This window comes from Arthrobacter sp. E70 (assembly GCF_058266945.1).
In genome coordinates this window covers 305,523-327,352 of record NZ_JBYQFR010000001.1, presented here as the reverse complement: position 1 = coordinate 327,352, position 21,830 = coordinate 305,523, and the positions used below count along the sequence as shown (strand labels likewise).

General features: G+C 64.3%; 17 protein-coding genes. 11 read left to right on the top strand and 6 right to left on the bottom strand.

The features are described 5' to 3' along the window. Window positions 1-52: 52 nt before the first annotated feature. The gene (locus AC3IMC_RS01520; protein WP_490916664.1) at window positions 53-949 is read right to left on the bottom strand and encodes a LysR substrate-binding domain-containing protein; all 897 of its coding nucleotides are present in this window, start codon (window positions 947-949) and stop codon (window positions 53-55) included. A 172-nt stretch (window positions 950-1,121) separates the two neighbouring features. Here AC3IMC_RS01520 and AC3IMC_RS01515 point away from each other — a divergent pair, with 172 nt between their 5' ends. The 8 genes from AC3IMC_RS01515 to AC3IMC_RS01480 all read left to right on the top strand — a co-directional run bounded on the left by AC3IMC_RS01515 (window position 1,122) and on the right by AC3IMC_RS01480 (window position 9,531). Then, window positions 1,122-2,372: a CaiB/BaiF CoA transferase family protein gene (locus AC3IMC_RS01515; protein WP_490916663.1), complete on the top strand. Its 1,251-nt coding sequence runs from the start codon at window positions 1,122-1,124 to the stop codon at window positions 2,370-2,372. After that, a complete protein-coding gene (locus AC3IMC_RS01510) occupies window positions 2,365-2,829 on the top strand; it encodes an acyl-CoA thioesterase (protein WP_490916662.1) in 465 nt (154 codons plus the stop codon). The genes AC3IMC_RS01515 and AC3IMC_RS01510 overlap by 8 nt, the downstream gene beginning before the upstream one ends. After that, on the top strand, window positions 2,826-4,022 hold the full coding sequence (locus AC3IMC_RS01505; protein WP_490916661.1) for an acyl-CoA dehydrogenase family protein: 1,197 nt from the start codon (window positions 2,826-2,828) through the stop codon (window positions 4,020-4,022). Before AC3IMC_RS01510 ends, AC3IMC_RS01505 begins: the two co-directional genes overlap by 4 nt. Before the next feature lie 62 nt (window positions 4,023-4,084). Next, on the top strand, window positions 4,085-4,861 hold the full coding sequence (gene fabG, locus AC3IMC_RS01500) for a 3-oxoacyl-ACP reductase FabG (RefSeq protein ID WP_490916660.1): 777 nt from the start codon (window positions 4,085-4,087) through the stop codon (window positions 4,859-4,861). Beyond that, the gene (locus AC3IMC_RS01495) at window positions 4,861-6,054 is read left to right on the top strand and encodes a thiolase family protein (protein ID WP_490916659.1); all 1,194 of its coding nucleotides are present in this window, start codon (window positions 4,861-4,863) and stop codon (window positions 6,052-6,054) included. Before fabG ends, AC3IMC_RS01495 begins: the two co-directional genes overlap by 1 nt. Beyond that, window positions 6,055-6,507, top strand: a complete 453-nt coding sequence (locus AC3IMC_RS01490; RefSeq protein WP_490916658.1) for a MaoC family dehydratase — start codon at window positions 6,055-6,057, stop codon at window positions 6,505-6,507. 87 nt (window positions 6,508-6,594) lie between these two features. Beyond that, entirely contained in the window at window positions 6,595-7,971 is a 1,377-nt protein-coding gene (locus AC3IMC_RS01485; RefSeq protein WP_490916657.1) for an MFS transporter, read from the top strand. 468 nt (window positions 7,972-8,439) lie between these two features. Then, window positions 8,440-9,531, top strand: coding sequence for a type I restriction endonuclease (locus AC3IMC_RS01480; protein WP_490916656.1), 1,092 nt, complete (start codon window positions 8,440-8,442; stop codon window positions 9,529-9,531). Window positions 9,532-9,602: 71 nt separating this feature from the next. On the opposite strand, the gene AC3IMC_RS01475 is transcribed toward AC3IMC_RS01480, so the two are convergent. The 5 genes from AC3IMC_RS01475 to hisD all read right to left on the bottom strand — a co-directional run bounded on the left by AC3IMC_RS01475 (window position 9,603) and on the right by hisD (window position 16,622). After that, entirely contained in the window at window positions 9,603-11,639 is a 2,037-nt protein-coding gene (locus AC3IMC_RS01475) for an ABC transporter ATP-binding protein (RefSeq protein ID WP_490916655.1), read from the bottom strand. Continuing rightward, complete coding sequence (locus tag AC3IMC_RS01470; protein WP_490916654.1) at window positions 11,636-13,369, bottom strand: ABC transporter ATP-binding protein; 1,734 nt, start codon at window positions 13,367-13,369, stop codon at window positions 11,636-11,638. The genes AC3IMC_RS01475 and AC3IMC_RS01470 overlap by 4 nt, the downstream gene beginning before the upstream one ends. A 132-nt stretch (window positions 13,370-13,501) precedes the next feature. Further along, window positions 13,502-14,467, bottom strand: a complete 966-nt coding sequence (locus AC3IMC_RS01465) for a 3-hydroxyacyl-CoA dehydrogenase family protein (RefSeq protein ID WP_490916653.1) — start codon at window positions 14,465-14,467, stop codon at window positions 13,502-13,504. Between the two features lie 52 nt (window positions 14,468-14,519). Beyond that, a complete protein-coding gene (locus tag AC3IMC_RS01460; RefSeq protein WP_490916652.1) occupies window positions 14,520-15,266 on the bottom strand; it encodes an SDR family NAD(P)-dependent oxidoreductase in 747 nt (248 codons plus the stop codon). A gap of 9 nt (window positions 15,267-15,275) precedes the next feature. Beyond that, window positions 15,276-16,622 carry a histidinol dehydrogenase gene (gene hisD / locus AC3IMC_RS01455; RefSeq protein WP_490916651.1) on the bottom strand — a complete coding sequence of 449 codons (1,347 nt, stop codon included), beginning with the start codon at window positions 16,620-16,622 and terminating at the stop codon, window positions 15,276-15,278. A gap of 205 nt (window positions 16,623-16,827) precedes the next feature. Between hisD and AC3IMC_RS01450 the strand changes: the two genes are divergently transcribed. From AC3IMC_RS01450 to katG, 3 genes are all read left to right on the top strand, one after another. After that, window positions 16,828-18,180: an MFS transporter gene (locus AC3IMC_RS01450; RefSeq protein ID WP_490916649.1), complete on the top strand. Its 1,353-nt coding sequence runs from the start codon at window positions 16,828-16,830 to the stop codon at window positions 18,178-18,180. Window positions 18,181-18,306: 126 nt separating this feature from the next. Continuing rightward, on the top strand, window positions 18,307-19,296 hold the full coding sequence (locus tag AC3IMC_RS01445; protein WP_490916648.1) for a LacI family DNA-binding transcriptional regulator: 990 nt from the start codon (window positions 18,307-18,309) through the stop codon (window positions 19,294-19,296). Window positions 19,297-19,463: 167 nt separating this feature from the next. Then, window positions 19,464-21,758, top strand: coding sequence for a catalase/peroxidase HPI (gene katG, locus AC3IMC_RS01440; RefSeq protein ID WP_490916647.1), 2,295 nt, complete (start codon window positions 19,464-19,466; stop codon window positions 21,756-21,758). Window positions 21,759-21,830: the final 72 nt, after the last annotated feature.

Here is a 21,830-nt window from a genome sequence, read left to right as displayed (position 1 = left end):
TCCAATACCTAATAATGGTTCCGGTTATGCCCCTTCGGCATCAATGAATTCTTCAATCAGGCGACGGAAGGACCTCCTCCGAGAGCCGAAGGACCTCACGCAGCGCCGGGCTGGTATTGTCCTTCCGCCAGACCAGCCGCAGCTGGATGGCGTCAGCCGGGTCTTCAAGGGGAAGGAACACGACGCCCGGGTGGCTGAAGTTTTCCGGCACGGAGGAAACTGTCAGGGCGACACCGATCTCGGCTGCCACCAGCGCCATAAGCGTCTGGGAATCCGGCGCCACCTGGGCAATCTCCACGACGTATCCCGCGGCGCTGGAGAGCCTCCGAAGGTGGTCATGGAGGATGGCGCCCGGGTGCTCCGGCAACGTGACGAAAGGCTGCCCCGCGAGGTCTGCCATGCGCAGCGAAGCCTGACCGCTCAGGGGGTGGCTCTCATACAGGGCGACGACGAGCCGCTCGTTGGCAACGATCCGCGAGTCGAGGACAGCGGGGATGAAATTCCATCGGCCCAGACCGACTTCCATAGCTCCGCCCATGACCTTGTCCATGGCTGGAAGGGCGAAATTGGAGCTGGACAGCTCAAAGTCGATTCCGGGGTGCGCTTCCCGGACACGCTTCGCGAGTTTGCCAACCATCACATGGGAGGAAACCCCGGCAAAGGCGACCCGCACGCGTCCGGTTTCGCCGCGGCCCACCGAGGCGACCGCGAGGCGGCCCCGGCGGCAACCTTCGAGTATTTCGCGTGCCGGGCCGACAAGCGCCTGACCCTCGGCAGTCAGCTGAACCGTCCGCGTGCTGCGGATAAACAGGGGCGCCTTCAGTTCGTGCTCAAGCCGTTGAATGGAACGGCTCAACGGCGGCTGGGCCATGTGGAGCCGGCGGGCGGCCCTGCCGAAGTGTAGTTCCTCAGCCACGGCGAGGAAGGCCCGGATCTGGTGTATTTCCACTCCCGCTCAGCTCCCGCCGGGGTAAACGTCATTGTCCATAGGCCCAAGATACCCAAAGAAATGCACCGATATTGATGACAGGCAGGTATCAGTCCGGCACCAAATACGTATTGGACGTGAATCAGTCCACTTGCAAGGGTTGGTGATGCAGAACACAATGCGGAGGATTCAGATGACACAACCGATCGACGAGCCGGTCTCCAGAAGGCAGGACCTTCCCGATGGAGGCGAGGATAACCACGGCTTTGATGCCCTGGGCCGGGCAAGCGCCGGGCCCCTAGCAGGCATTGTGGTCGCAGATTTCAGCAGAGTGCTGGCCGGCCCATACGCCACCATGCTCCTGGCTGACATGGGCGCCACAGTGATCAAGGTGGAGGGGCCTGAAGGTGACGACACCCGCACCTATATGCCCCCGGTCCGGGACGGCGAGGCCACGTTCTTCCTCGCGGTCAACCGAAACAAACATTCCATTGCCCTGGACCTGAAGGATCCGGAGGACCTGGACGTAGCGCGTTCCCTGATCAGCACCGCCGACGTCATGATCGAGAATTTCAAGCCCGGCAACATGGCGCGGCTGGGCTTGGACTACGCGTGCGCGGTCGAATTGAATCCGGACATTATCTATGCTTCCATCACTGGATTCGGTACCGGAGCCGGCGCACACATTCCGGGATATGACCTGTTGGTGCAGGCCGCCTCGGGAATGATGAGCCTGACCGGGGACCAGGACACCCAACCGTACCGGGCAGGCATCGCCCTGTTCGATGTCATCACAGGCCTGCACGCTGCCATCGGAATCCTTGGGGCGCTACACCACAAGGACAGGACCGGCGAGGGTCAGCTGGTGGAGCTGAACCTGCTTACCTCGGCCCTGTCGGGCATGGTGAACCAGTCTGCGGCCTACGTAACGGGCGGTGTGGTACCCACCAGGATGGGCAACGAACATCCCAGCATGTATCCATACGCCCCGATGCAGACCGGGGACGGCACCATCATCATTGCGACGGGAAACGACGCCCAGTTCGTCCGGCTCTGCGCTGCACTGGGGATTCCCGGCGTCGGCCGGGATCCGAAGTTCGCCACGACGCTGCAGCGCAACGCCAACCGCAATGAGCTGCGGGGCATCCTCCACGCCCAGTTGGCTACCCAGTCAGCCGACGAATGGTTCCGTGAGCTCTCCTCGGCGGGGCTGCCCTGCGCTCCGATCCAGGATGTCCGCGGCGGTGTCGAGCTGGCTGAGCAGCTGGGGCTGAACCCGGTAGTAATGGCGGGCGAAGGGCCCCGGAAAATACCGACCGTCCGCCATCCGGTCGAATATTCCCTTACGCCGGTGGACTACTCACTCGCGCCGCCTGGATTGAACGAAAGCTCCGGGCTGGTGCGGGACTGGCTGCTGCACCGGAAAGCCCTGGTCGATGCCTGAAACCTACCGGACCCGCGTCTGCCCACGGTGGTCCGACCAGGACCTCAACGGGCACGTCAACCACGCCGCCGTCGTCACGCTCCTGGAGGAGTCAAGAATCAAATGGCGGTCTTCGATGCCTGGAGTACGTCAAGCCGAGGCGACCCCGACGGTGGTGGCCAGCCTCGAAGTGAACTATCGGCGGCCTGTCCACCACGGGGAAGACCTGGAGGTTGAACTCACCGTGACCGGGATCGGCACGAGTTCATTCAGTCTGGAATTCAGGGGCAGCCAACACGGGGCAACCGCCGTAGACGGCCGGACCGTGCTGGTTTCAGTCCATCCGGACACCGGCAAGTCCCGCCCCTTGGCTGAACACGAGCGCCACTGGCTCACCCTTTTCCAGCCTTCACAAGGAAACACGGACCCGCAGCGTAAGCAGGTTCCCGATCACACACCACTGGAGCTCACCCGATGACACCGGAACCCGCCGCGAACGGCACCGACTTTTACCTCATGGACGATTTCCTCAGCGCTGAGGACCGGGCGCTCCGCCTGAAAGTCCGCGCCTTCGTGGATAAAGACCTGCTGCCCGTCATCAATGGCTATTGGGAACGTGCCGAGTTTCCCTTCGAACTGGTTCCCAAACTTGCCGGGCTCGGCATTATCGGAACAACCATTCAGGGTTACGGATGTCCCGGGCTGAGCCGGCTTGCCGCCGGGATTGTCGCCGCGGAGGTCTCCCGCGGCGATGGTTCCGTCAACACTTTCCTCGGCGTCCAGTCCGGACTGGCAATGGGAACCATCAACATGCTCGGAAGCGAGGAGCAAAAACAACGCTGGCTCCCTGACATGGCTGCCTTGGCCAAAATCGGCGCCTTCGCCTTGACCGAACCCGAGCACGGCTCTGATTCGGTGGCGCTCGAAACCAGCGCGCGCCGGGATGGGGACAGCTACATCATCAGTGGGCGCAAGCGCTGGATCGGCAATGCCAGCATGGCCGACGTCGTCATCATTTTCGCCCGCGACGAAGCGGATGCCAAGGTCAAGGCGTTCGTGATGGAGCGTAACGAGGACGGCAGCTTTCCTGACGGATATTCCACCGAAGTCATTACCGGCAAGATCGGCAAGCGGGCGATCCTCCAGCCGGATATCACCCTCGACAACCTCCGGGTCCCGGCGGCCAACCGACTCACCGAATGCCACTCGTTCAAGGATGTCACCCGGGTGCTGACCTCCACGCGAAGCGGTGCATCCTGGGAGTCCTACGGCCACGCGATGGCCGCATACGAGATCGCCGTGGACTACGCGAAGACCCGCCAGCAGTTCGGGAAACCGATCGGCAGTTTCCAGCTGGTGCAGAACAAGCTGGCCAATATGCTCGCCGAGCTGACGGCCATGCAGCTCATGTGCTTCCGGCTGGCTGTGCTTGCCGAGGACGGCCGGATGACCGGGCCCATGGCTTCGCTGGCCAAGATGCAGACCGCCCGGAAAGCCCGCTGGATCTGTTCAGAGGCGCGGGACATGCTCGGCGGCAACGGCGTGCTGCTGGGGAACCACGTAGCCAGGCACATGACCGACATGGAGGTCGTCTCCACCTACGAGGGCACAGACTCCATCCAGTCGCTTCTCATTGGCCGGGAGATCACCGGCTTCTCCGCTTTCAATTAGCGGACCCGCCGGGCCGCCCCGGCTTTCCACAGGCACGACACCAAACATGCAAAGGAAATGTCATGAGCAATTTCACCAACCGGGTGGCAGTAGTCACTGGAGGGGCGCAGGGGATCGGCGCAGCCACCGCGCTGAAACTGGCCAGTGGCGGCGCCACTGTCGCCGTCCTGGACCTCAACGAGGACCGCGCCAAGGACACCGCACAGCGTATCTCGGACCACAAGGACGTCGTGGCGGCGGGCGGAAAGGCCGTTGCCGCCTGCTGCGACGTCACGGATGAGGCAGCCGTAGACCGGGTATTCGATGACATCCACCGGGAGTTCGGCCGGCTGGACATCCTGGTCAACAACGCCGGCATCACCCGCGACAACATGTTCTTTAAGATGGAGCGGCCGGACTGGGACGCGGTCCTGGCCACCAACCTCACCAGCGCGTACCTCTGCACCCGCGCTGCCCAGCGCTACATGGTTCCGGCCAAGTACGGCAAGATCGTCTCGCTCAGCAGCCGCAGCGCATTGGGCAACCGTGGCCAGGCCAACTACGCGGCTGCAAAGGCCGGTATCCAGGGCCTGACCGCGACGCTCGCCATCGAACTTGGTCCGTTCAACATCACGGTCAACGCCGTGGCACCGGGTTATATCGCCACCTCGATGACCGCCGCCACGGCCAAGCGTGTAGGGGCCAGTCCGGCCGAGCACCAGCAGGCGGTGGCTGAGCGAACCCCACTGGGACGTGTAGGCCAGCCGGAGGAAGTGGCTGCGGCCGTGGCTTTCTTCGCCTGTGAGGACTCCTCTTACATCTCCGGCCAGACCCTTTACATCAACGGCGGGGCCCGCTGATGCCCGAGGCATTCCTCGTCGGGGGCGTGCGCACCCCGGTGGGCCGTCATGGCGGTGTGCTCGCCACTGTCCGTCCCGACGACATGGCCGCGCTTGTGCTGCAGGCCGCGGTGGGCAGGGCCGGCGTCGATCCTGCCACCGTTGACGAGGTCATCTTTGGCTGTGTTAACCAGGCCGGTGAGGACAACCGTAACGTTGCCCGGATGGCCGCACTGCTGGCCGGGTTCCCGCACGCCGTACCGGCCGTGACCGTCAACCGGCTCTGCGCCTCAGGGCTAACGGCCATCAGCATGGCGGCGCAGGCGGTGCGCAACGGTGACGCCGACCTTGTGGTGGCCGGCGGCGTGGAGTCCATGACCCGCGCGCCGTGGGTGATGGCAAAACCGGAGAAGCCCTACTCCAAACCGGGTGAACTCTCGGACACCTCAATCGGTGCGCGGTTTGTTAACCCGCGGATGGAGCCGGGGGCACTGTTTTCCATGCCCGAAACGGCAGAAGAGGTAGCTAAGCGGGAGGGGATTTCCCGTGCCGACGCGGACAGCTTTGCACTGCGCTCGCACAACCTGGCTGTGGCGGCGATCGACGCCGGCCGTTTCAGCGACGAGATAGTCCCGGTTCCGGTCACGGGCAGGCGGGGCGAAGGCTCGCTGGTGGACACCGATGAGGGACCCAGGCGCGGGTCAACCGCTGATGCCCTGGCCGCCCTCCGGCCGATCGTGGCGCCCCGCGGAGTGGTCACCGCCGGCAACTCCAGTTCCCTCAACGACGGCGCATCAGCTGTATTGGTCGCCAGCGGCGAGGCCGTGGAGCGCTACGGGCTCACGCCCCGGGCCCGCATCGTGTCCAGCCAAGCGGCCGGTGTCGCTCCGGACGTCATGGGCATCGGCCCGGTGCCTGCGACGCAAAAGGCCCTGGCCAAGGCGCGCTGGGACCTGGCCGAGGTGGGCGCCGTCGAACTCAACGAGGCGTTCGCAGCGCAGGCACTGGCTTGCATGCGGCTGCTCGGAATGGATGCGGGAACCGTCAACAAGGACGGCGGTGCGATCGCCCTGGGCCATCCCCTGGGCTCCTCCGGAGCCCGGATCGTGGTCACGCTGCTGGGGCGGATGGAACGCGAAGACGCCAACCGCGGCCTGGCCACCATGTGCGTGGGCCTGGGCCAGGGCGTCGCCATGCTGCTGGAGAGGGTTTAGATGAGACTGTTCAAGGACGCCGCCGAGTTGGCCAGTATGGCTGGCCAGGAAATCGGGGTGAGTGGATGGCATACCCTGGACCAATTCCAAATCCAGGCTTTCGCCGACGCCACCCTGGACCAACAGTGGATACACACGGACCCGGAGCGGGCAGCAGGCGGCCCCTTCGGGGCCACTGTCGCCCACGGCTACCTCAGCTTGTCGCTGCTGCCATACCTGGCCGGCCAGGTATACCGGGTCGACGGGGCCGCGATGATCATCAATTACGGTCTGAACAAGGTAAGGTTCCCGGCGCCGGCCAGAGTTAACTCACGCATCAGGGACCGGCTGACGCTGGCCTCGGTGAGCGAGACAGCCAATGGGCGGCAGCTGCAGTTCAATCACCTGATCGAACTGGAAGGCTCGCAAAAGCCTGCCTGCATAGCGGAGACTGTCTCCCTGCTCCCGAACTGAACTGCCCTTAAAGACCTTGCACCACCATCCGAACAACGACGTTTGCGTCCCGGCCTGCCGACAGGCTCTTCCCGAGGGAGAAACTCCATGAGCACAGAAAACCCCAATCTCACATACGCCGAAGCCGACCCGCAGGGCCTGGCATCGGAGCTGCAGGTAACGCCGGCTGAACTGCGCCGCACCTCCATTTCGTCGTTCCTTGGTTCCGCCCTGGAATACATGGACTTTACGCTCTACACCCTGGCGGCAGCACTGGTCTTCGGGCCGCTCTTCTTCCCCAATACGGACCCGGCGATGGCATTAATGGCGAGCTTTGCCGCGTTCGGTTCCGGGTTTCTCGTCCGGCCCTTGGGCGGGATCTACTTCGGCTACCTTGGGGACAAGTATGGGCGGAAATCCGTCCTGGTCATCACCGTGGGGATGATGGGTATCGCCACCTTGGGAATGGGTCTGTTGCCTACATTTGCCCAGATCGGGGTCGCGGCCCCAATCCTCCTGGTGCTCCTGCGGCTTATCCAGGGCTTCGGCGCGGGCGCGGAGCTATCCGGGGCCTCGCTGCTGCTGGTGGAATCCGCTCCTTCCGGTAAGCGCGGCTTTTACGGCGCCGTAGTGGCACTGGGAACTGCGACCGGCGTGCTGCTGGCCAGCGGACTGTGGCTGCTGCTCTCGCAGATGCCCAAGGACGAGTTCCTTACCTGGGGATGGCGTATTCCCTTCCTGCTCAGCGTCGTTACCACCCTCGTGGCGCTCTACCTTCGTCGCAGCGTGAGCGAATCACCGGTTTTCGAGGCAGTCAAGGCGCGGCGTGCCGCGGCGCGCCTTGAGTCCCGGCAACAAAGCATCTGGCGTGACGCTGCAGACTCCAAGAAGGCCTTCCTCGTCTCACTGGGTATCAAACTCGGAGAAAACGGCTCGGTCTACCTCGTCAAGGGCTTCCTTATCGGCTGGACGGTGTCGGTGGTGAAAATGGACGCAAACCTCGTCACCACCGGTGTAACACTCGGCTCCGTGCTGGGCGTGGTCACAGTCTTGCTGACCGGGAAGCTCACTGACCGATTCGGACGCCGCAAGGTCTGGCTCTGGCTCTCCGGGTTCCAGTTCGCCTTCACGATTCCCGCCATGCTGATGATCGAAACGCGTAACCCTGTGCTGGTGGCCCTGGTCTTCGTCATCTTCGTTGGCGGCCCACTGCCGAATTTGTATGGCGTGGAGTCAACCTGGTTGGTGGAAATGTTCGGGTCCAAACGCCGCTTTTCCTTCATGACCACGGTCAAGGAAATCGGCGCCGTCCTGTCCGGCGGTCTCGGCCCCATCATTGCAGCCAGCGTCGTTGCTGCGACCGGGCCTGGCTGGATCCCGGTAGCCGGGATCCTCATGGCCTACGCTGCGATCGGTCTCGCGGCAGGGTTCTTCGCCCCCGAAACCAGGGGCCGGGACCTCAATGCGGAGGCCGACGCGCTCTAAGTCAACGGAGCGGGCGACGGCGGGAGATCCCCGCCGTCGCCCGTTTTCGTTTGCCGGAGGAGGCTAATCCCCATCTCTCGCGGCTTGGGCATCGTCCGCCGGCTATGAAAATGCTGGCCGACCTGACTGAAGCGAAGTGAGGCCCGGTCGCTGAGTCATAGACGAGATGATCGCGAAGTTCGCCTCGCGATTATGGCCCTGAGTGAGATACAGCTGCCTGTTGGGCGACTCGCAGCGAACGGACGACGGCGGGTGGGAGCCGAGTCGTCCACATTCGTTTAGGCGCACGGGGGTTCAATTCCCCCGGTCTGCCTGGCTGGTTATCGTTGAGGAAGTCTCCAGCATGACGGTAGCCATCAAGCGGTTGCGTGTAAATGTCGCCGATCGGATGTAGGTTTTGCTTCATCAGCTCGAACTGCCGCCGGACACGAAGCTGTGTCCGGGTAAGGGCCTTACTGGGGGTAAGACATGGAATTTGCAGAAAAGCTTTCAGCGCTGGCGGCAAAGGTGCGTCAACAGCGGGGTGTAATTCAAACGGAAGAGGCAACGAAGAACGCCTTCGTGATGCCCTTCATCTCGACGATTCTCGGCTATGACGTATTCAATCCTTTGGAGGTTGTCCCCGAGTTCATCGCCGACGTTGGGCTCAAGAAGGGCGAGAAGATCGACTACGCGATCGTTAAGGACGGCGAAGTCCAGATTCTGATCGAGTGCAAGAAGTCCACAGAGCCAGTGAAGATCGAGCACGCATCGCAGCTTTTCCGGTACTTTGCCGTCACCAATGCCCGGATCGCCATTCTCACCAACGGAGAGGTCTACCAGTTCTTCACGGATCTAGACGCACCTAACCGAATGGATGCGAAACCATTCCTCGTGCTTGATTTGAACGACATCGACCAATCGCTTATCCCGGAACTCCAGAAACTCTCCAAGGACGTCTTCGACCTGGACTCGATCATCAGCGCGGCCGGTGAACTGAAATACATCGGCGAGCTGAAACGAACGCTGGCTGCACAGTTCAAGGAACCCGAGGATGAATGGGTCAAGTTCCTGACGGCGAGAGTTTACTCGGGACCCTATACGCAAAAGATTCGGGAGCAGTTCACAACACTGGTCGGGAAGGCCACCAAGCAATTCCTCAATGACCAGGTGAACGAGCGGCTGAAGAAGGCTTTGGGCAACCCCGGCTTCCCGCAAACTGAAGACACAACAGTTCCGGCCGCGGTCACCAGCACGCCCGTTGCCGAAGCAGATCTCGCTGAAGCCGATGCGTTGGAGACAACACTTGAGGAAATCGAGGGCTACCAAATTGTGAGGGCAATTGTCTGCAGCGAGGTCAAGCCAGTCCGTGTGGCGCAGCGTGACGCGAAGTCCTACTTTGCGGTGCTGCTCGACGACAACAACCGCAAGCCCATTGCCCGTCTCCACTTCAACCGGACGCAGAAGTACCTTGGAATCTTCAATGACAGCAAGGAAGAGACTCGCGTGCCCATCAACTCGCTAGAGGAGATCTATGAGCACACCGAAGCGCTCCGAGCGACCGTGAAGAGCTACCTCTGACTGCCGCGCCAACCGACCTCGATCGTCTCGTCGTCTCCTTCCAAGGAGCTTGCGTCGTTTCCAATGCCGGTCTAAACCTCCGCCACCGGCGCAGCGAACTGGGCCTCGTACAGCCGCGCGTAGGCCCCGCCGGCGGCCAGCAGTGAAGCGTGCGTCCCCTGCTCCACGATCTGCCCGTTCTCCATCACCAGGATGAGGTCGGCGTCGCGGATCGTGGACAGGCGGTGCGCGATCACGAACGACGTGCGGTCGCTCCTCAAAGCACTCATGGCCTTCTGCACCAGAACCTCGGTGCGGGTGTCCACGGAGGACGTCGCCTCATCCAGAATCAGCACAGAGGGCTGCGCCAGGAACGCCCGGGCAATCGTCAGCAGCTGCTTCTCACCCGCGGACACGTTGGACCCTTCATCGTCCAGCACCGTGTCGTAGCCCTCCGGCAGGGACTTTACGAACCGGTCCACATACGTGGCCTGGGCTGCCTCCAGTACCTCGGAAGAAGACGCAGTAGGCCGCCCGTACGCGATGTTGTCCCGAATGGTTCCGCCGAACAGCCACGTATCCTGCAGCACCATGCCCATCCGCGAGCGCAGGTCGTGCCGTGTCATGTTGGTGATGTCCACGCCGTCCAGCGTGATCCGCCCGGCGTCCAGCTCGTAGAAGCGCATCATCAGGTTCACCAGCGTCGTCTTGCCGGCCCCTGTCGGGCCGACAATCGCCACCGTTTGCCCCGGCTCCGCCACCAAAGACAGGTCAGAAATCAGCGGCTTGTCCGGCGAATACGAGAAGGAAACGGATTCAAACACCAGCCGCCCCCGTGAAGCACCGTCCGGACTCTGCAGCGAAGAACCAGTAGGATCCGCAGTCTGCTCCTCCGTGTCCAGCAGCTCGAACACCCGCTCGGCGGACGCAACCCCGGACTGCAGCAGGTTCGCCATCGACCCCAGCTGCGCCAGCGGCTGCGTGAACTGCCTCGAGTACTGGATGAACGCCTGCACATCGCCCAGCTGCATCGCGCCGGACGCCACCTGCAGGCCGCCCACCACGGCAATGCCCACGTACACCAGGTTCCCGATGAACGTCATGGCCGGCATGATCAGCCCGGAAATGAACTGGGCCCCGAAGCTCGCCTCATACAGCTCCGCGTTCTTCCGCCGGAACCGCTCCCCCACCTCGCGCTGCCTGCCGAACACCTTCACCAGCGCATGCCCGGTGTATGTCTCCTCGATCTGCCCGTTCAGCTCACCGGTGTTCTTCCACTGCTGCACGAAAAGCTTCTGCGAGCGCTTGGCGATCAGGGTGGTGATGCCCAGCGTCAGCGGAATGGTCACCAGCGCGATCAGCGCCAGCGTGGGCGACAGGATGAACATCATCACCAGCACGCCCAGTACGGACAGCACCGACGTCACCGCCTGGCTGATGGACTGCTGCAGGCTCTGCGAAATGTTGTCCACATCGTTGGTCACGCGGCTGAGCAGCTCGCCGCGCTGGATCGTGTCGAAGTACCGCAGCGGCAGCCGGTTGATCTTCGCTTCAATCTGCTCGCGCAGCCCGAACACCGTCCGCTGCACCACGCCGTTCAGCACATATGCGGTCCCCCACATGAACGCCGAGCCCAGCACATACAGCACCAGCGCCCACGTCAGCACGCCGGCCAGCGCCCCGAAGTCGATCCCCGCACCCGGCGTCAGCGTCATCGCGCTGAGCATGTCCGCCTTCTGGTTCTCCCCCGACGCCCGCAGCATCGCAATCAGCTGCGCCTGCGTCATCCCCGGCGGCAGCTGCTTGGACACCACGCCGGCGAAAATCAGGTTGGTGCCCTCGCCCAGCAGCCGCGGCCCGATCACCTGCAGCACCACGCCGGCAACGGCCATGAGCAGCACCAGCACCAGCCAGAACCGCTCCGGGCGCAGCGTCCCGAGCAGCCGTTTGGCGGACGCGCCGAAGTTCATCGCTTTCTCCGCCGGCACGTTCATCCCCGCAAAGGGCCCACCCCTCCCCGGTCCGCCGGCGGGACGGGGGATGCGTACGACGGCGGCCTGCCCGCCTGCGGAGGCGGGCGCGGCTTTGGTGCCGCGTGCGGGAGGGGGCCCCGGGCGATGTGCGCTCATACCGTCTCCTCCGCCGCCAGCTGGGACGAAACAATCTCCCGGTACGTCTCGGACGTCTCCAGCAGCTCATGGTGCGTTCCGTGCGCCACGATCCTGCCGTCGTCGAGCACCAAAATCTGGTCCGCGTCCACGATGCTGGACACGCGCTGTGCGATGACCACCAGGGTGGCGCCCGCGATGTTGCGCTTGAGTGCCTGCCGCAGCCGGGCGTCCGTGCCCGTATCCAGCGAGGAGAAGGAATCGTCAAAGATGTATAGCTCGGGCCTCTTGACCAGGGCCCGGGCGATGGCCAGCCGCTGCCGCTGCCCGCCGGAGACGTTGGTGCCGCCCTGCGAGATGGACGCGTCCAGCCCCTCCTCCATCCGCTCCACGAAGTCCCGGGCCTGCGCGATCTCGAGCGCGGTCCAGAGCTCCTCCTCCGTGGCGTCCGGGTTGCCGTAGAGCAGGTTGCTGCGAACGGTGCCGGAGAACAGGTAGGGCTTCTGTGGCACCAGGCCGATGTGCCCCCACAGCAGGTCCGGGTCCAGGTCCCTGACGTCCACGCCGTCCATCAGGACGGCGCCGGAGGTGACGTCGAAGAGCCGGGGCATCAGGTTCACCAGCGTGGTCTTGCCCGAGCCGGTGCTGCCGATGATCGCCGTCGTCCCGCCCGCGCGGGCGGTGAAGCTGATGCCGGCCAGGACCGGATGCTCGGCACCCGGGTAGGCGAATCCGACGTCGCGCATTTCAAGCTCGCCGCGCCTTACCGCGCTGCTGACCGGGTTAGCCGGCGGCACCACGCTGGAACTGGTGCCCAGCACCTCGCCGATCCGGTCCGCGGACACCGACGCGCGCGGGATCATCACCGCCATGAACGTGGCCATCATGACGGACATCAGGATCTGCATCAGGTAGCTCAGGAACGCGATCAGGGTGCCCACCTGCATGGAACCGTCCTCGATCCGGAACGCGCCGAACCAGATCACGGCAACGCTCGAGACGTTCAGGATCAGCATGACCGTGGGGAACATGAGCGCCATCAGGCGGCCCGCGCGCAGGGCAACATCCGTGACATCCCGGTTGGCCCCGGCGAACCGCTCCGTTTCCATGTCCTCCCGCACAAACGCGCGCACCACCCGGATGCCCGTGAGCTGCTCGCGCAGCACGCGGTTCACGGTGTCGATCCGGGCCTGCATCTTGCGGAACAGCGGCACCATCCGCGTCACAATGAGGCCGACGGCGACCAGCAGCACCGGGACGCACACGGCAATGAGCCACGACAGCTGGGCGTCCTGCCGGATGGCCATGATCACGCCGCCGATGCTGAGCATGGGCGCGGCCACCATCAGCGTGGCGGACATCAGCACCAGCTGCTGGACCTGCTGGACGTCGTTGGTGGAACGGGTGATCAGGCTGGGCGCGCCGAAGCGGGTGACTTCCTGCTCCGAGAATTCGCCTACCCGTTCAAAGATGGCGCCGCGCAGGTCCCGCCCCAGCCCCATGGCCGCCTTCGCCCCGAAGTACACGGCGATGACCGCACAAGCGATTTGGGCCAGCGTGATCACCAGCATGACGCTGCCGGTGGACAGGATGTAGCCGGTGTCGCCCCGGGCTACGCCCTGGTCGATGATGTCTGCGTTCAGGGTCGGCAGGTACAGCGACGCTATGGACTGCGCCAGCTGGAAAATGACGACGGCGACCAGCAGCGAGCGGTGCGGCCGCAGGTATTCGACAAGCAGCTTCCAGAGCATGGGCGGCTCCAACATGACGGGGTGTCCACAAAACCTGTGCGAAGGTCAGTGTACGTCCGGGAGCTGGGGATTAAGCGGCGCTCTCTCAGGGAAAACTGAAGGTTCGCTGGCGGCGTAGGAGGGCAGCTGCAGCTACAGCCCCGGCGCCTGTCCCAGTTCCGCGCGCAGCTGGGACAGGCGGGCGTAGGCGTCGTCCCGGTAGGCCAGGAGGGCGGTCTTTTCGGCGGGGTCGATGTCGAGGAAACCGCGTCCGCTCTTCAGCCCGATATTGCCTTCCTTGACGGTCTCGACGAGGGCCTCCGGGGCGGCGAACCGTTCACCGTATGCCTTTTCAAGGGTGCGGTATGCGGACTCGTACACGTCCAGTCCTGCCATGTCGCCGATGGCGAAGGGGCCGAACAAGGCCAGGCGGAATCCGAACGTGTTGCTCACCACGGCATCGATCTGGTCTGGCGCAGCGACGCCTTCTTCGACGATCCGGGCCGCCTCCTTGTACAACGCGAACTGAAGCCGGTTCGCGACAAACCCCGGTGTGTCCGCCACCCTGGCTGGCGCCTTGCCCAGGCTGCGGATGAGCTCTTCGGCGCGGTCGAGGACAGCAGGGTCCGTGTCCTGGCCCGGGATGAGTTCGACGCCGGGAATGAACGGGGCTGGATTCATCCAGTGGACGCCCAGGAACCGCTCGGGGCCGGTCACTGAAGCGGCCAAATCACTGATGGGGATGGCGGAGGTGTTCGTTCCGATGATCGCATGAGGTGGCGCGGCGGCCGAGACCCTCCGAAGGGTCGTGGCTTTGATCTCCGGCTTTTCCGGTACTGCCTCAGCGATGTAATCGGCCGCCGCTACCGCCTCCTCGATGCTCGCGGCCGCAACGAGGTTCCCCTCGATGATCTCCGAGGCCCCCTCGGCCAGGAGCCCGTTGGCCTCAAACTCCCGGGCCTGCTGCACAAGCCGGACGCGGGCACTTTCTGCAGTTTCGCCGTCGATATCGCCCAGCATGACGCTGTAGCCATGAAAAGCGAGCACCTGCGCTATTCCGCCGCCCATGTAGCCGGACCCGACGACGGCGGTGGTTGAAATGGTGTCTCTGGTGGTCATGAACGTACTCCTCGGAAGTATGTGCCGGGCGGCGGAACGTGGAACCGCCCGGTCAGCGGATGGTGTAGCCGCCGTCGATGGCCATGGTGTGGCCCGTGATCAGTGCGGCGGCATCGCTCAGGAGAAATGCCACGGCCCCGGCGATGTCCTCCGGTTCGCCGAAGCGGCCGATAGGGATCCTGGACAACAGCTCGGCCGCCCAGTCGGGCCGGCTGAGAGTGGACGCGGTCAGCTCCGTGCGCACAAACGTGGGCGCAATGGCATTGACGCGGATTCCGGCCTGCGCCCATTCCAGGGCAAGGATCTTGGTGAGGTGGATCAGGCCGGCCTTGCTGGTGCCATAGGCAGCCCGTTCCTCGATTCCGACGATCCCCGCCTGCGACGCGACATTGACGATGGCCCCTCGGGTTCCGTTGTCGATCCAGTGCCGGGCCAGTGCGGTGGTCAGGAAGAAGCTGCCTTTGAGGTTGGTGTCAAAGACCGTGTCCCAGTCGTCCGTTGTCAGCTCGAGGGCAGGTTTGGGTACGTTGACGCCGGCGTTGTTGACCAGCAGGTCGATGCCACCGCTTTCCTCCATGAGGTCGCCGGCGAATTCGAGGATTTGCGCGGGTTCCGTGACGTCAACGGGAAAGGCGGGAGTCCCGTAGCGTTCACTGATGAGGCGTGCGCTTTCGGCGTCACGGCTGGTTCCGTAGACAGTCGCGCCGGACTCGGCAAGGCCATCGGCGATGGCCTTGCCGAGTCCGCGGGCTGCTCCGGTAACCAGTGCTTTCTTGCCGTCCAGGCGGAAATCGGGCACCGGGTCTTCCTAGTTGTCGAAGGTGTGGTCGGACCAGGGCAGGGTGGTGCCGCGGTACTTTGCCGCACGGACGTCGCCGGACCGTGCATGTCCCTCGAACCGTTCCACCCTGGCGGCACGTCCGCAGAGTTCGCCGAAGAAGGCGCTGGATTCGGTGTTGGTCACTTCCTGGTAGGTGACGGTGCGCAGGTACTTACCGACCCAGAGGCCGCCCGTGTAGCGTGCGGCGCCGCGGGTGGGCAGCACGTGGTTGGTGCCGATGACCTTGTCGCCGTAGGAGACGCAGGTTCCTTCGCCCAGGAACAGCGCCCCGTAGTCGTGCATCTTCTCCAGAGCTTCACGCGGGTTCTCGGTGAGGATCTGTACGTGCTCGTAGGCGTACTCGTCCGCCAGGACGTAGGCGTCGTCAAGGGATTCCACGACGTGGACGGCACCCCAGGCGCGCCATGCGGCACCTGCGTAGTCGCGCGTCGGCATGTCCACGAGGATCGTGTCGATGTGCTCAATGACCTTCCGGCCCAGCTCTTCGCTGGTGGTGATCAGGACTGCGGGTGAGTCGGGGCCGTGTTCGGCCTGGGAGAGAAGGTCGACGGCGACGATGAACGGATCCGCGTGCTCGTCGGCGACAACCAGGACTTCGGTGGGTCCGGCGAAAAGGTCGATGCCGACTTCGCCGAAGAGCTGGCGCTTGGCTTCGGCGACGAAGGCGTTGCCGGGCCCGGCCAGCATGTTGACCGGCTTGATGGTCTCCGTGCCGATGGCGAGGGCCGCCACCGCCTGGATGCCGCCGAGCAGGTAGATCTCATCGGCGCCGGCCAGGTACATGGCGGCGACCGTGGCGTCGGGGACCTCACCCTGGATCAGCGGGGTGCAGGCAGCCACGCGTTCAACGCCGGCCACCTTGGCAGTAATGATGGTCATGTGCGCACTGGCCAGCAGCGGGTACTTTCCGCCGGGAATGTAAGCGCCGGCAGCCTGGACGGGAACGTTCTTCTGGCCAAGGAATACGCCCGGCAGGGTTTCAATTTCGAAGTCGGTCAGTGACTCGCGCTGCTTCTGCGCCATGACCCGGACCTGCTCCTGGACAAACTTGATGTCCTCAATGGTCTGTTCGGGAACGCGGGCCAGGATCTCCTCCAGCTGCTCCTTGGTGAGCAGGAATGACTCGGGCGCGTACTTGTCGAACTTCTCGGAGTATTCGCGGACTGCCGCGTCGCCGCGTTCCCGGATGTCCGCGATGACGCCTTCAACGGTGGCACGCACCTCGGGAGTGCTGCCCCGGTTCACGCTGTTCTGCGCCGGCTCTTTCAACATCACGGAGTTCACGGCCGAGCTGGTTGCTGTGGTGACGGTCATGAGCAATACCTTCCATCTTCATCGATGGGCGACCTATCGAGCGCCCCGGACCAGGCCAGCAGGCCTGCATGGAAAACGAGTGTATACGTATGCATTCGTTGCGGCAAGACGTTGTGTTGCTGTCATGGTTACGTATACACTCCATGGCACGAGGTAGCTGATGTGGCTGCCGTCACTGTCCGGTCGAAGACAAAGGAGTCTCATAGTGAGCACCCCCACGACAACCGCAGCGCCACCCGCTATTGATCCGAAGATGCGCCGCAAGGCCCTGGTTTCATCAGTCCTGGGCAGCTGCATCGAGTGGTACGACTTTTACGTTTACGGCGTCGCCGCCGCCATCATCCTGAACAGCCAGTTCTTCCCGAACGCCAGCCCCTTCGTGGGCATCCTGCTCTCCTTCAGCACCTACGCCATCGGCTTCGCGGCCCGCCCCATCGGTGGCTTCATCTTTGCCCACTTCGGTGACCGCCTGGGCCGGAAGAAAATGCTCATGATGACATTGGGCCTGATGGGCGGCGGCACCTTCCTGATCGGCTGCCTGCCCAACTTCGCCACCATCGGCATGGCCGCCCCCATCCTGCTGGTGATCCTGCGCATCGTCCAGGGCATCGGCGTCGGCGGTGAATGGGGCGGGGCCGCGCTCATGGCAACCGAGTTCGCCCCTGCAAAGCGCCGCGGCTTCTTCGGCTCCTGGCCCCAGATTGGCGTACCGGCCGGAACGCTGCTGGCCAACGGCGCCTTCTACGTCATGGGCTTCCTGATCTCGCCGGAGGCTTTCATTTCGTGGGGCTGGCGTATCCCGTTCCTCGTGTCCATCCTGCTGGTAGTGCTCTCCTTCTACATTCGCAGCAAGGTGGATGAATCCCCCGCGTTCGAGGAGATCAAGCGCAAGGGTGAGATTGAGAAGATGCCCGTGGTCAAGGTCATCAAGACCCGGCCGCTGACCATCCTCAAGGTCATCATGATGCGCTTCGCCGAAAACGCGAACTACTACATCTACACAACCTTCCTGCTCGCCTATGGTCCCGCTGTCCTGCTGGAGAAGAACACCATCCTGCTGGCAACCATGATCATGGCCGGCCTGGGCGTCTTCTCAATCCCGTTCTGGGGCTGGGTATCAGACCGCTGGGGCCGCCGCTACACCGTCATCGCCGGCGCCGCCACGATGCTCCTGATGGCGTTCCCCTTCTTCTGGGCCGTCCAGACCGGAGACTTCTTCATGGTTCTCCTCGTCCTGATCCTGACCTGCAACGTTGGACGCGACCTCTGCTACTCCGTGGAACCGGCGTACTTCACCGAACTCTTCGAACCCAAGCTCCGCTACTCCGGGGCATCGGTCGGCCCGCAGGTTGCAGCCGTCTTCGCCGGTGGCTTCGCCCCGCTGATCGCCACCGCGCTTATCGGCCCGGAGTTTGACCGCTACTGGCTCGTCGCCCTCTACATGGTGGTTACGTCCGTCATCACCATCATTGGCGCTCTCTGGTCGCCTGAAACCGCCCCCCAGGTTCGGCTCCGCAAGGGACTCAGCGCAGAACACGATCCCACAACATCCCGCTAACCAACCGGTTCCGCCGGCACCCTCCGCACCCGGCATCACGTCGGACACCGGAGGGTGCCGGCAGCCGTTGTTGGCTAGTCTGAAAACCCGCACGAATGCCACCAAGAAGGAAAGAGGACAGAACCCATGGTGACGAGCCGCGACGTCGCAGAACTGGCTGGAGTCTCCCAGGCGACCGTCTCCCGGGTCATGTCCTCGTCTCCCAAGCTGTCCGCTGCGACCAGGGCCCGGGTGCAGGCCGCCATGGAGACCCTGGGCTATGTCCCCCACGCCGGGGCCCAGGCCATGAAAACCAGGCGCACGAACACCATCGGCGTCGTGGTGGCAGACCTTAACAACCCCTTCTACTCGGAGGCCCTGGACGAACTCACCCGGGAGCTCGATACCTCCGGTTTCCGGGTGGTCATCTGGAACGCCGGCGGCGGCAGCCACCAGGACGCACTGAAGGCCATCAGGGAGCATGCAGTGGACGGCGTCATCTTCACAACCGCTACCGAGGACTCCATCGAGCTGCAGGCAGCCATCGAAAAGAACAGCCCTATCGTCCTCATCAACCGCGTGGTGGAAGGCCTGGACTGCGACCAGGTCACCAGCAGCAATGCCGACGGCGGCGCGGCCGTCGCTGACTATCTGCTGGCCAACGGCAAAACACGCGTGGCGTTCATCGGCGGCTTCGAAAACGCAAGTACCACCCGCGAACGTGGGCGGGGCTTCCTGGACAGGATGGCCGAACAGGGACAGCCGGTGCCCGAACACCTCCGGTTCAACGGCCAGTTTTCCCATGACATCGCGGCGCAGATCATGAACAGGCTGCTCTCGCGGTCCGACCGTCCACAGGCTGTGTTCTGTGCCAATGACCTGATGGCTTTCGGCGCCCTGGACGCCCTGCGCGCCCACCAGATATCGGCGGAGCGGTGCTGGGTCATCGGTTACGACGACGTCGACATGGCGGCTTGGGATTCCTTCAACCTCACCACCGTCCGCCAGCCAAGCCGCGAGATGGCGCGCATAGGAGCCCGGATGATGGTTGAACGGATCATCACCCCCGGGCAACCCACGCGCCAGGTGGTTTTTCCCTGCGAACTGATCGTCCGCGGAAGCGCGCGCCAACTCTGAGGCAGCGGGAGCCCACCACGTGCAGGCCCTCTTCCGGTCACATAACCGCCGGGTTTCACCCATGGCGTAGGCGTGACTTGCGCTGTCACTGGTGCGTGGTCAAATAGGAGGGTTGACCGGCTGCCCGAGTCCAACCGCGGCCTCGGCCCAACGGAAGGAAGAAGCACATGACCGATAGCCAAAACCACCCTCCGGTTCCCACGCCCGCAAGCGCACAGGGCGTAGACCAAAAGGCTGAGGGAGGGTGCCCGGTGGCCCATGGCAGTGCCACCGCCCACGGCAGCGAGAGCGAAAACCCGGCCATCGATTCGCCGCAGCCCAAGGGACACCGGCCGCGGACCAACCAGGACTGGTGGCCCAACCAGCTGGACCTCTCCGTGCTCCACGTACATGGCCAGGAAAGCAACCCCCTTGGGTCCGGCTTCAGCTACCGTGAGGAATTCCAGAAACTCGACGTCGAGGCCCTCAAGCGGGACATCACCCAGGTCCTCACCACCTCCCAGGACTGGTGGCCGGCGGACTTCGGCCACTACGGCGGCCTGATGATCCGCCTGAGCTGGCACGCCGCCGGAACCTACCGCGTCCACGACGGCCGCGGCGGCGCGGGCGACGGCAGCCAGCGGTTCGCCCCGCTGAACAGCTGGCCGGACAACGCCAACCTGGACAAGGCCCGGCGCCTGCTGTGGCCGGTGAAGCAGAAGTACGGCCAGAAGGTTTCCTGGGCCGACCTGCTGGTCCTCGCGGGCAACGTTGCCCTCGAGTCCATGGGCTTCAAGACCTTCGGATTCGCCTTCGGCCGCGAAGACGTGTGGGAGCCCGAGCAGATTTTCTGGGGGCCCGAGGACGCCTGGCTGGGCGATGAGCGCTACGTCGCCGAGGGCAAGATGGCGGACGACGTCGGCGCCACGGAAATGGGCCTCATCTATGTCAACCCCGAAGGCCCCATGGGCAACCCGGATCCTGTGGCCGCTGCTGCGTTCATCCGCGAGACTTTCAAGCGCATGGCGATGAACGACGAGGAGACGTTTGCGCTGATTGCCGGCGGCCACACGTTCGGCAAGACGCACGGCGCTGGCCCCGCCGATGCGCACGTGGGTCCCGAGCCGGAAGCTGCGGATCTTGAGGCACAGGGCCTGGGCTGGCTCAGCAATTACGGCACCGGCAAGGGCGGCGACACCATCACCTCCGGACTGGAGGTCACCTGGACGGACAAGCCCACGCAGTGGAGCAACCGCTTCCTGGAGATCCTGTTCGAGTACGAGTGGGAACTGGTCAAGAGCCCCGGCGGCGCCAACCAGTGGGTGGCCAAGGACGCGCCCGAGATCATCCCGGACGCCCACGACCCCAACAAGAAGCACCGCCCCACGATGCTGACCACCGACCTGTCGCTCCGCTTCGACCCAACCTACGAGAAGATCGGCCGCCGCTTCCTGGCCAACCCGGACGAGTTCGCGCTGGCGTTCGCCAAAGCCTGGTACAAGCTGCTGCACCGCGACATGGGTCCGGTTGGCCCGCACATGCTCGGCCCCTGGGTGCCCGAGGCGCAGCTGTGGCAGGACCCGGTCCCGGCCGTCGACCACCAACTGATCGACGAGCAGGACGTTGCCTCGCTGAAGGCAAAGCTGCTGGAGTCCGGCCTGACCATCCCGCAGCTCGCCGGCACCGCCTGGGCGTCGGCGGCCACGTACCGCAAGACCGACAAGCGCGGCGGCGCCAACGGCGCCCGCATCCGGCTGGAGCCGCAGCGCAGCTGGGAAGCCAACGAGCCCGAGCAGCTCTCCAACGCGCTGCAGGTGCTGGAACGCGTGCAGGAGGAGTTCAACTCCGCGCAGGTGAACGGCAAGAAGGTGTCGCTCGCGGACCTGATCGTCCTCGGCGGCACTGCCGCGGTGGAGAAGGCAGCAGCCGACGCCGGGTTCCCCGTCACAGTGCCGTTCCGTCCGGGCCGGACGGACGCCGCGCAGGAGCAGACCGACGTCGAATCCTTCCAGTACCTGCAGCCGCGCGCTGACGGGTTCCGCAACTACCTGCGAGCCGGGGAGAAGCTCCAGCCGGAAACCCTCCTGCTGGACAAGGCCTACATGCTGGACCTGTCCGCGCCGGAAATGACGGCGCTGGTGGGCGGCATGCGTGCCCTGGGCACCAATGTGGGCGGCTCCAGCCACGGCGTGCTGACGGACAAGCCGCAGGTCCTGACGAACGACTTCTTCGTCAACCTGCTCTCGCCGGGCACCAAGTGGAAGGCCTCCGAATCCGAGGAAAACGTCTACGAGATCACCGACGCCGCCACCGGTGAACTGAAGTGGACCGCCACCGCCGTGGACCTGGTCTTCGGATCCAACTCGCAGCTGCGGGCCCTGGCCGAGGTGTACGCGAGCGATGACGCCAAGGAGAAGTTCGTCAACGACTTCGTCGGCGCCTGGGCCAAGGTCATGGAGCTTGACCGCTTCGACCTGAACTAAACGAAGCCACCCCACATGGGGCGAAGCCCCCGCGCGAGTCATGCTCCAGCGCGGGGGCTTCCTTTGCTTCCT

What these genes read in the sequence shown, in the direction of transcription:
- AC3IMC_RS01515 (WP_490916663.1), top strand. Translation starts at nt 1,122, where the DNA reads ATGACACAACCGATCGACGAGCCGGTCTCCAGAAGGCAGGACCTTCCC.
- AC3IMC_RS01510 (WP_490916662.1), top strand. Translation starts at nt 2,365, where the DNA reads ATGCCTGAAACCTACCGGACCCGCGTCTGCCCACGGTGGTCCGACCAG.
- AC3IMC_RS01505 (WP_490916661.1), top strand. Translation starts at nt 2,826, where the DNA reads ATGACACCGGAACCCGCCGCGAACGGCACCGACTTTTACCTCATGGAC.
- fabG (WP_490916660.1), top strand. Translation starts at nt 4,085, where the DNA reads ATGAGCAATTTCACCAACCGGGTGGCAGTAGTCACTGGAGGGGCGCAG.
- AC3IMC_RS01495 (WP_490916659.1), top strand. Translation starts at nt 4,861, where the DNA reads ATGCCCGAGGCATTCCTCGTCGGGGGCGTGCGCACCCCGGTGGGCCGT.
- AC3IMC_RS01490 (WP_490916658.1), top strand. Translation starts at nt 6,055, where the DNA reads ATGAGACTGTTCAAGGACGCCGCCGAGTTGGCCAGTATGGCTGGCCAG.
- AC3IMC_RS01485 (WP_490916657.1), top strand. Translation starts at nt 6,595, where the DNA reads ATGAGCACAGAAAACCCCAATCTCACATACGCCGAAGCCGACCCGCAG.
- AC3IMC_RS01480 (WP_490916656.1), top strand. Translation starts at nt 8,440, where the DNA reads ATGGAATTTGCAGAAAAGCTTTCAGCGCTGGCGGCAAAGGTGCGTCAA.
- AC3IMC_RS01475 (WP_490916655.1), bottom strand. Translation starts at nt 11,639, where the DNA reads ATGAGCGCACATCGCCCGGGGCCCCCTCCCGCACGCGGCACCAAAGCC.
- AC3IMC_RS01470 (WP_490916654.1), bottom strand. Translation starts at nt 13,369, where the DNA reads ATGCTCTGGAAGCTGCTTGTCGAATACCTGCGGCCGCACCGCTCGCTG.
- AC3IMC_RS01465 (WP_490916653.1), bottom strand. Translation starts at nt 14,467, where the DNA reads ATGACCACCAGAGACACCATTTCAACCACCGCCGTCGTCGGGTCCGGC.
- hisD (WP_490916651.1), bottom strand. Translation starts at nt 16,622, where the DNA reads ATGACCGTCACCACAGCAACCAGCTCGGCCGTGAACTCCGTGATGTTG.
- AC3IMC_RS01445 (WP_490916648.1), top strand. Translation starts at nt 18,307, where the DNA reads ATGGTGACGAGCCGCGACGTCGCAGAACTGGCTGGAGTCTCCCAGGCG.
- katG (WP_490916647.1), top strand. Translation starts at nt 19,464, where the DNA reads ATGACCGATAGCCAAAACCACCCTCCGGTTCCCACGCCCGCAAGCGCA.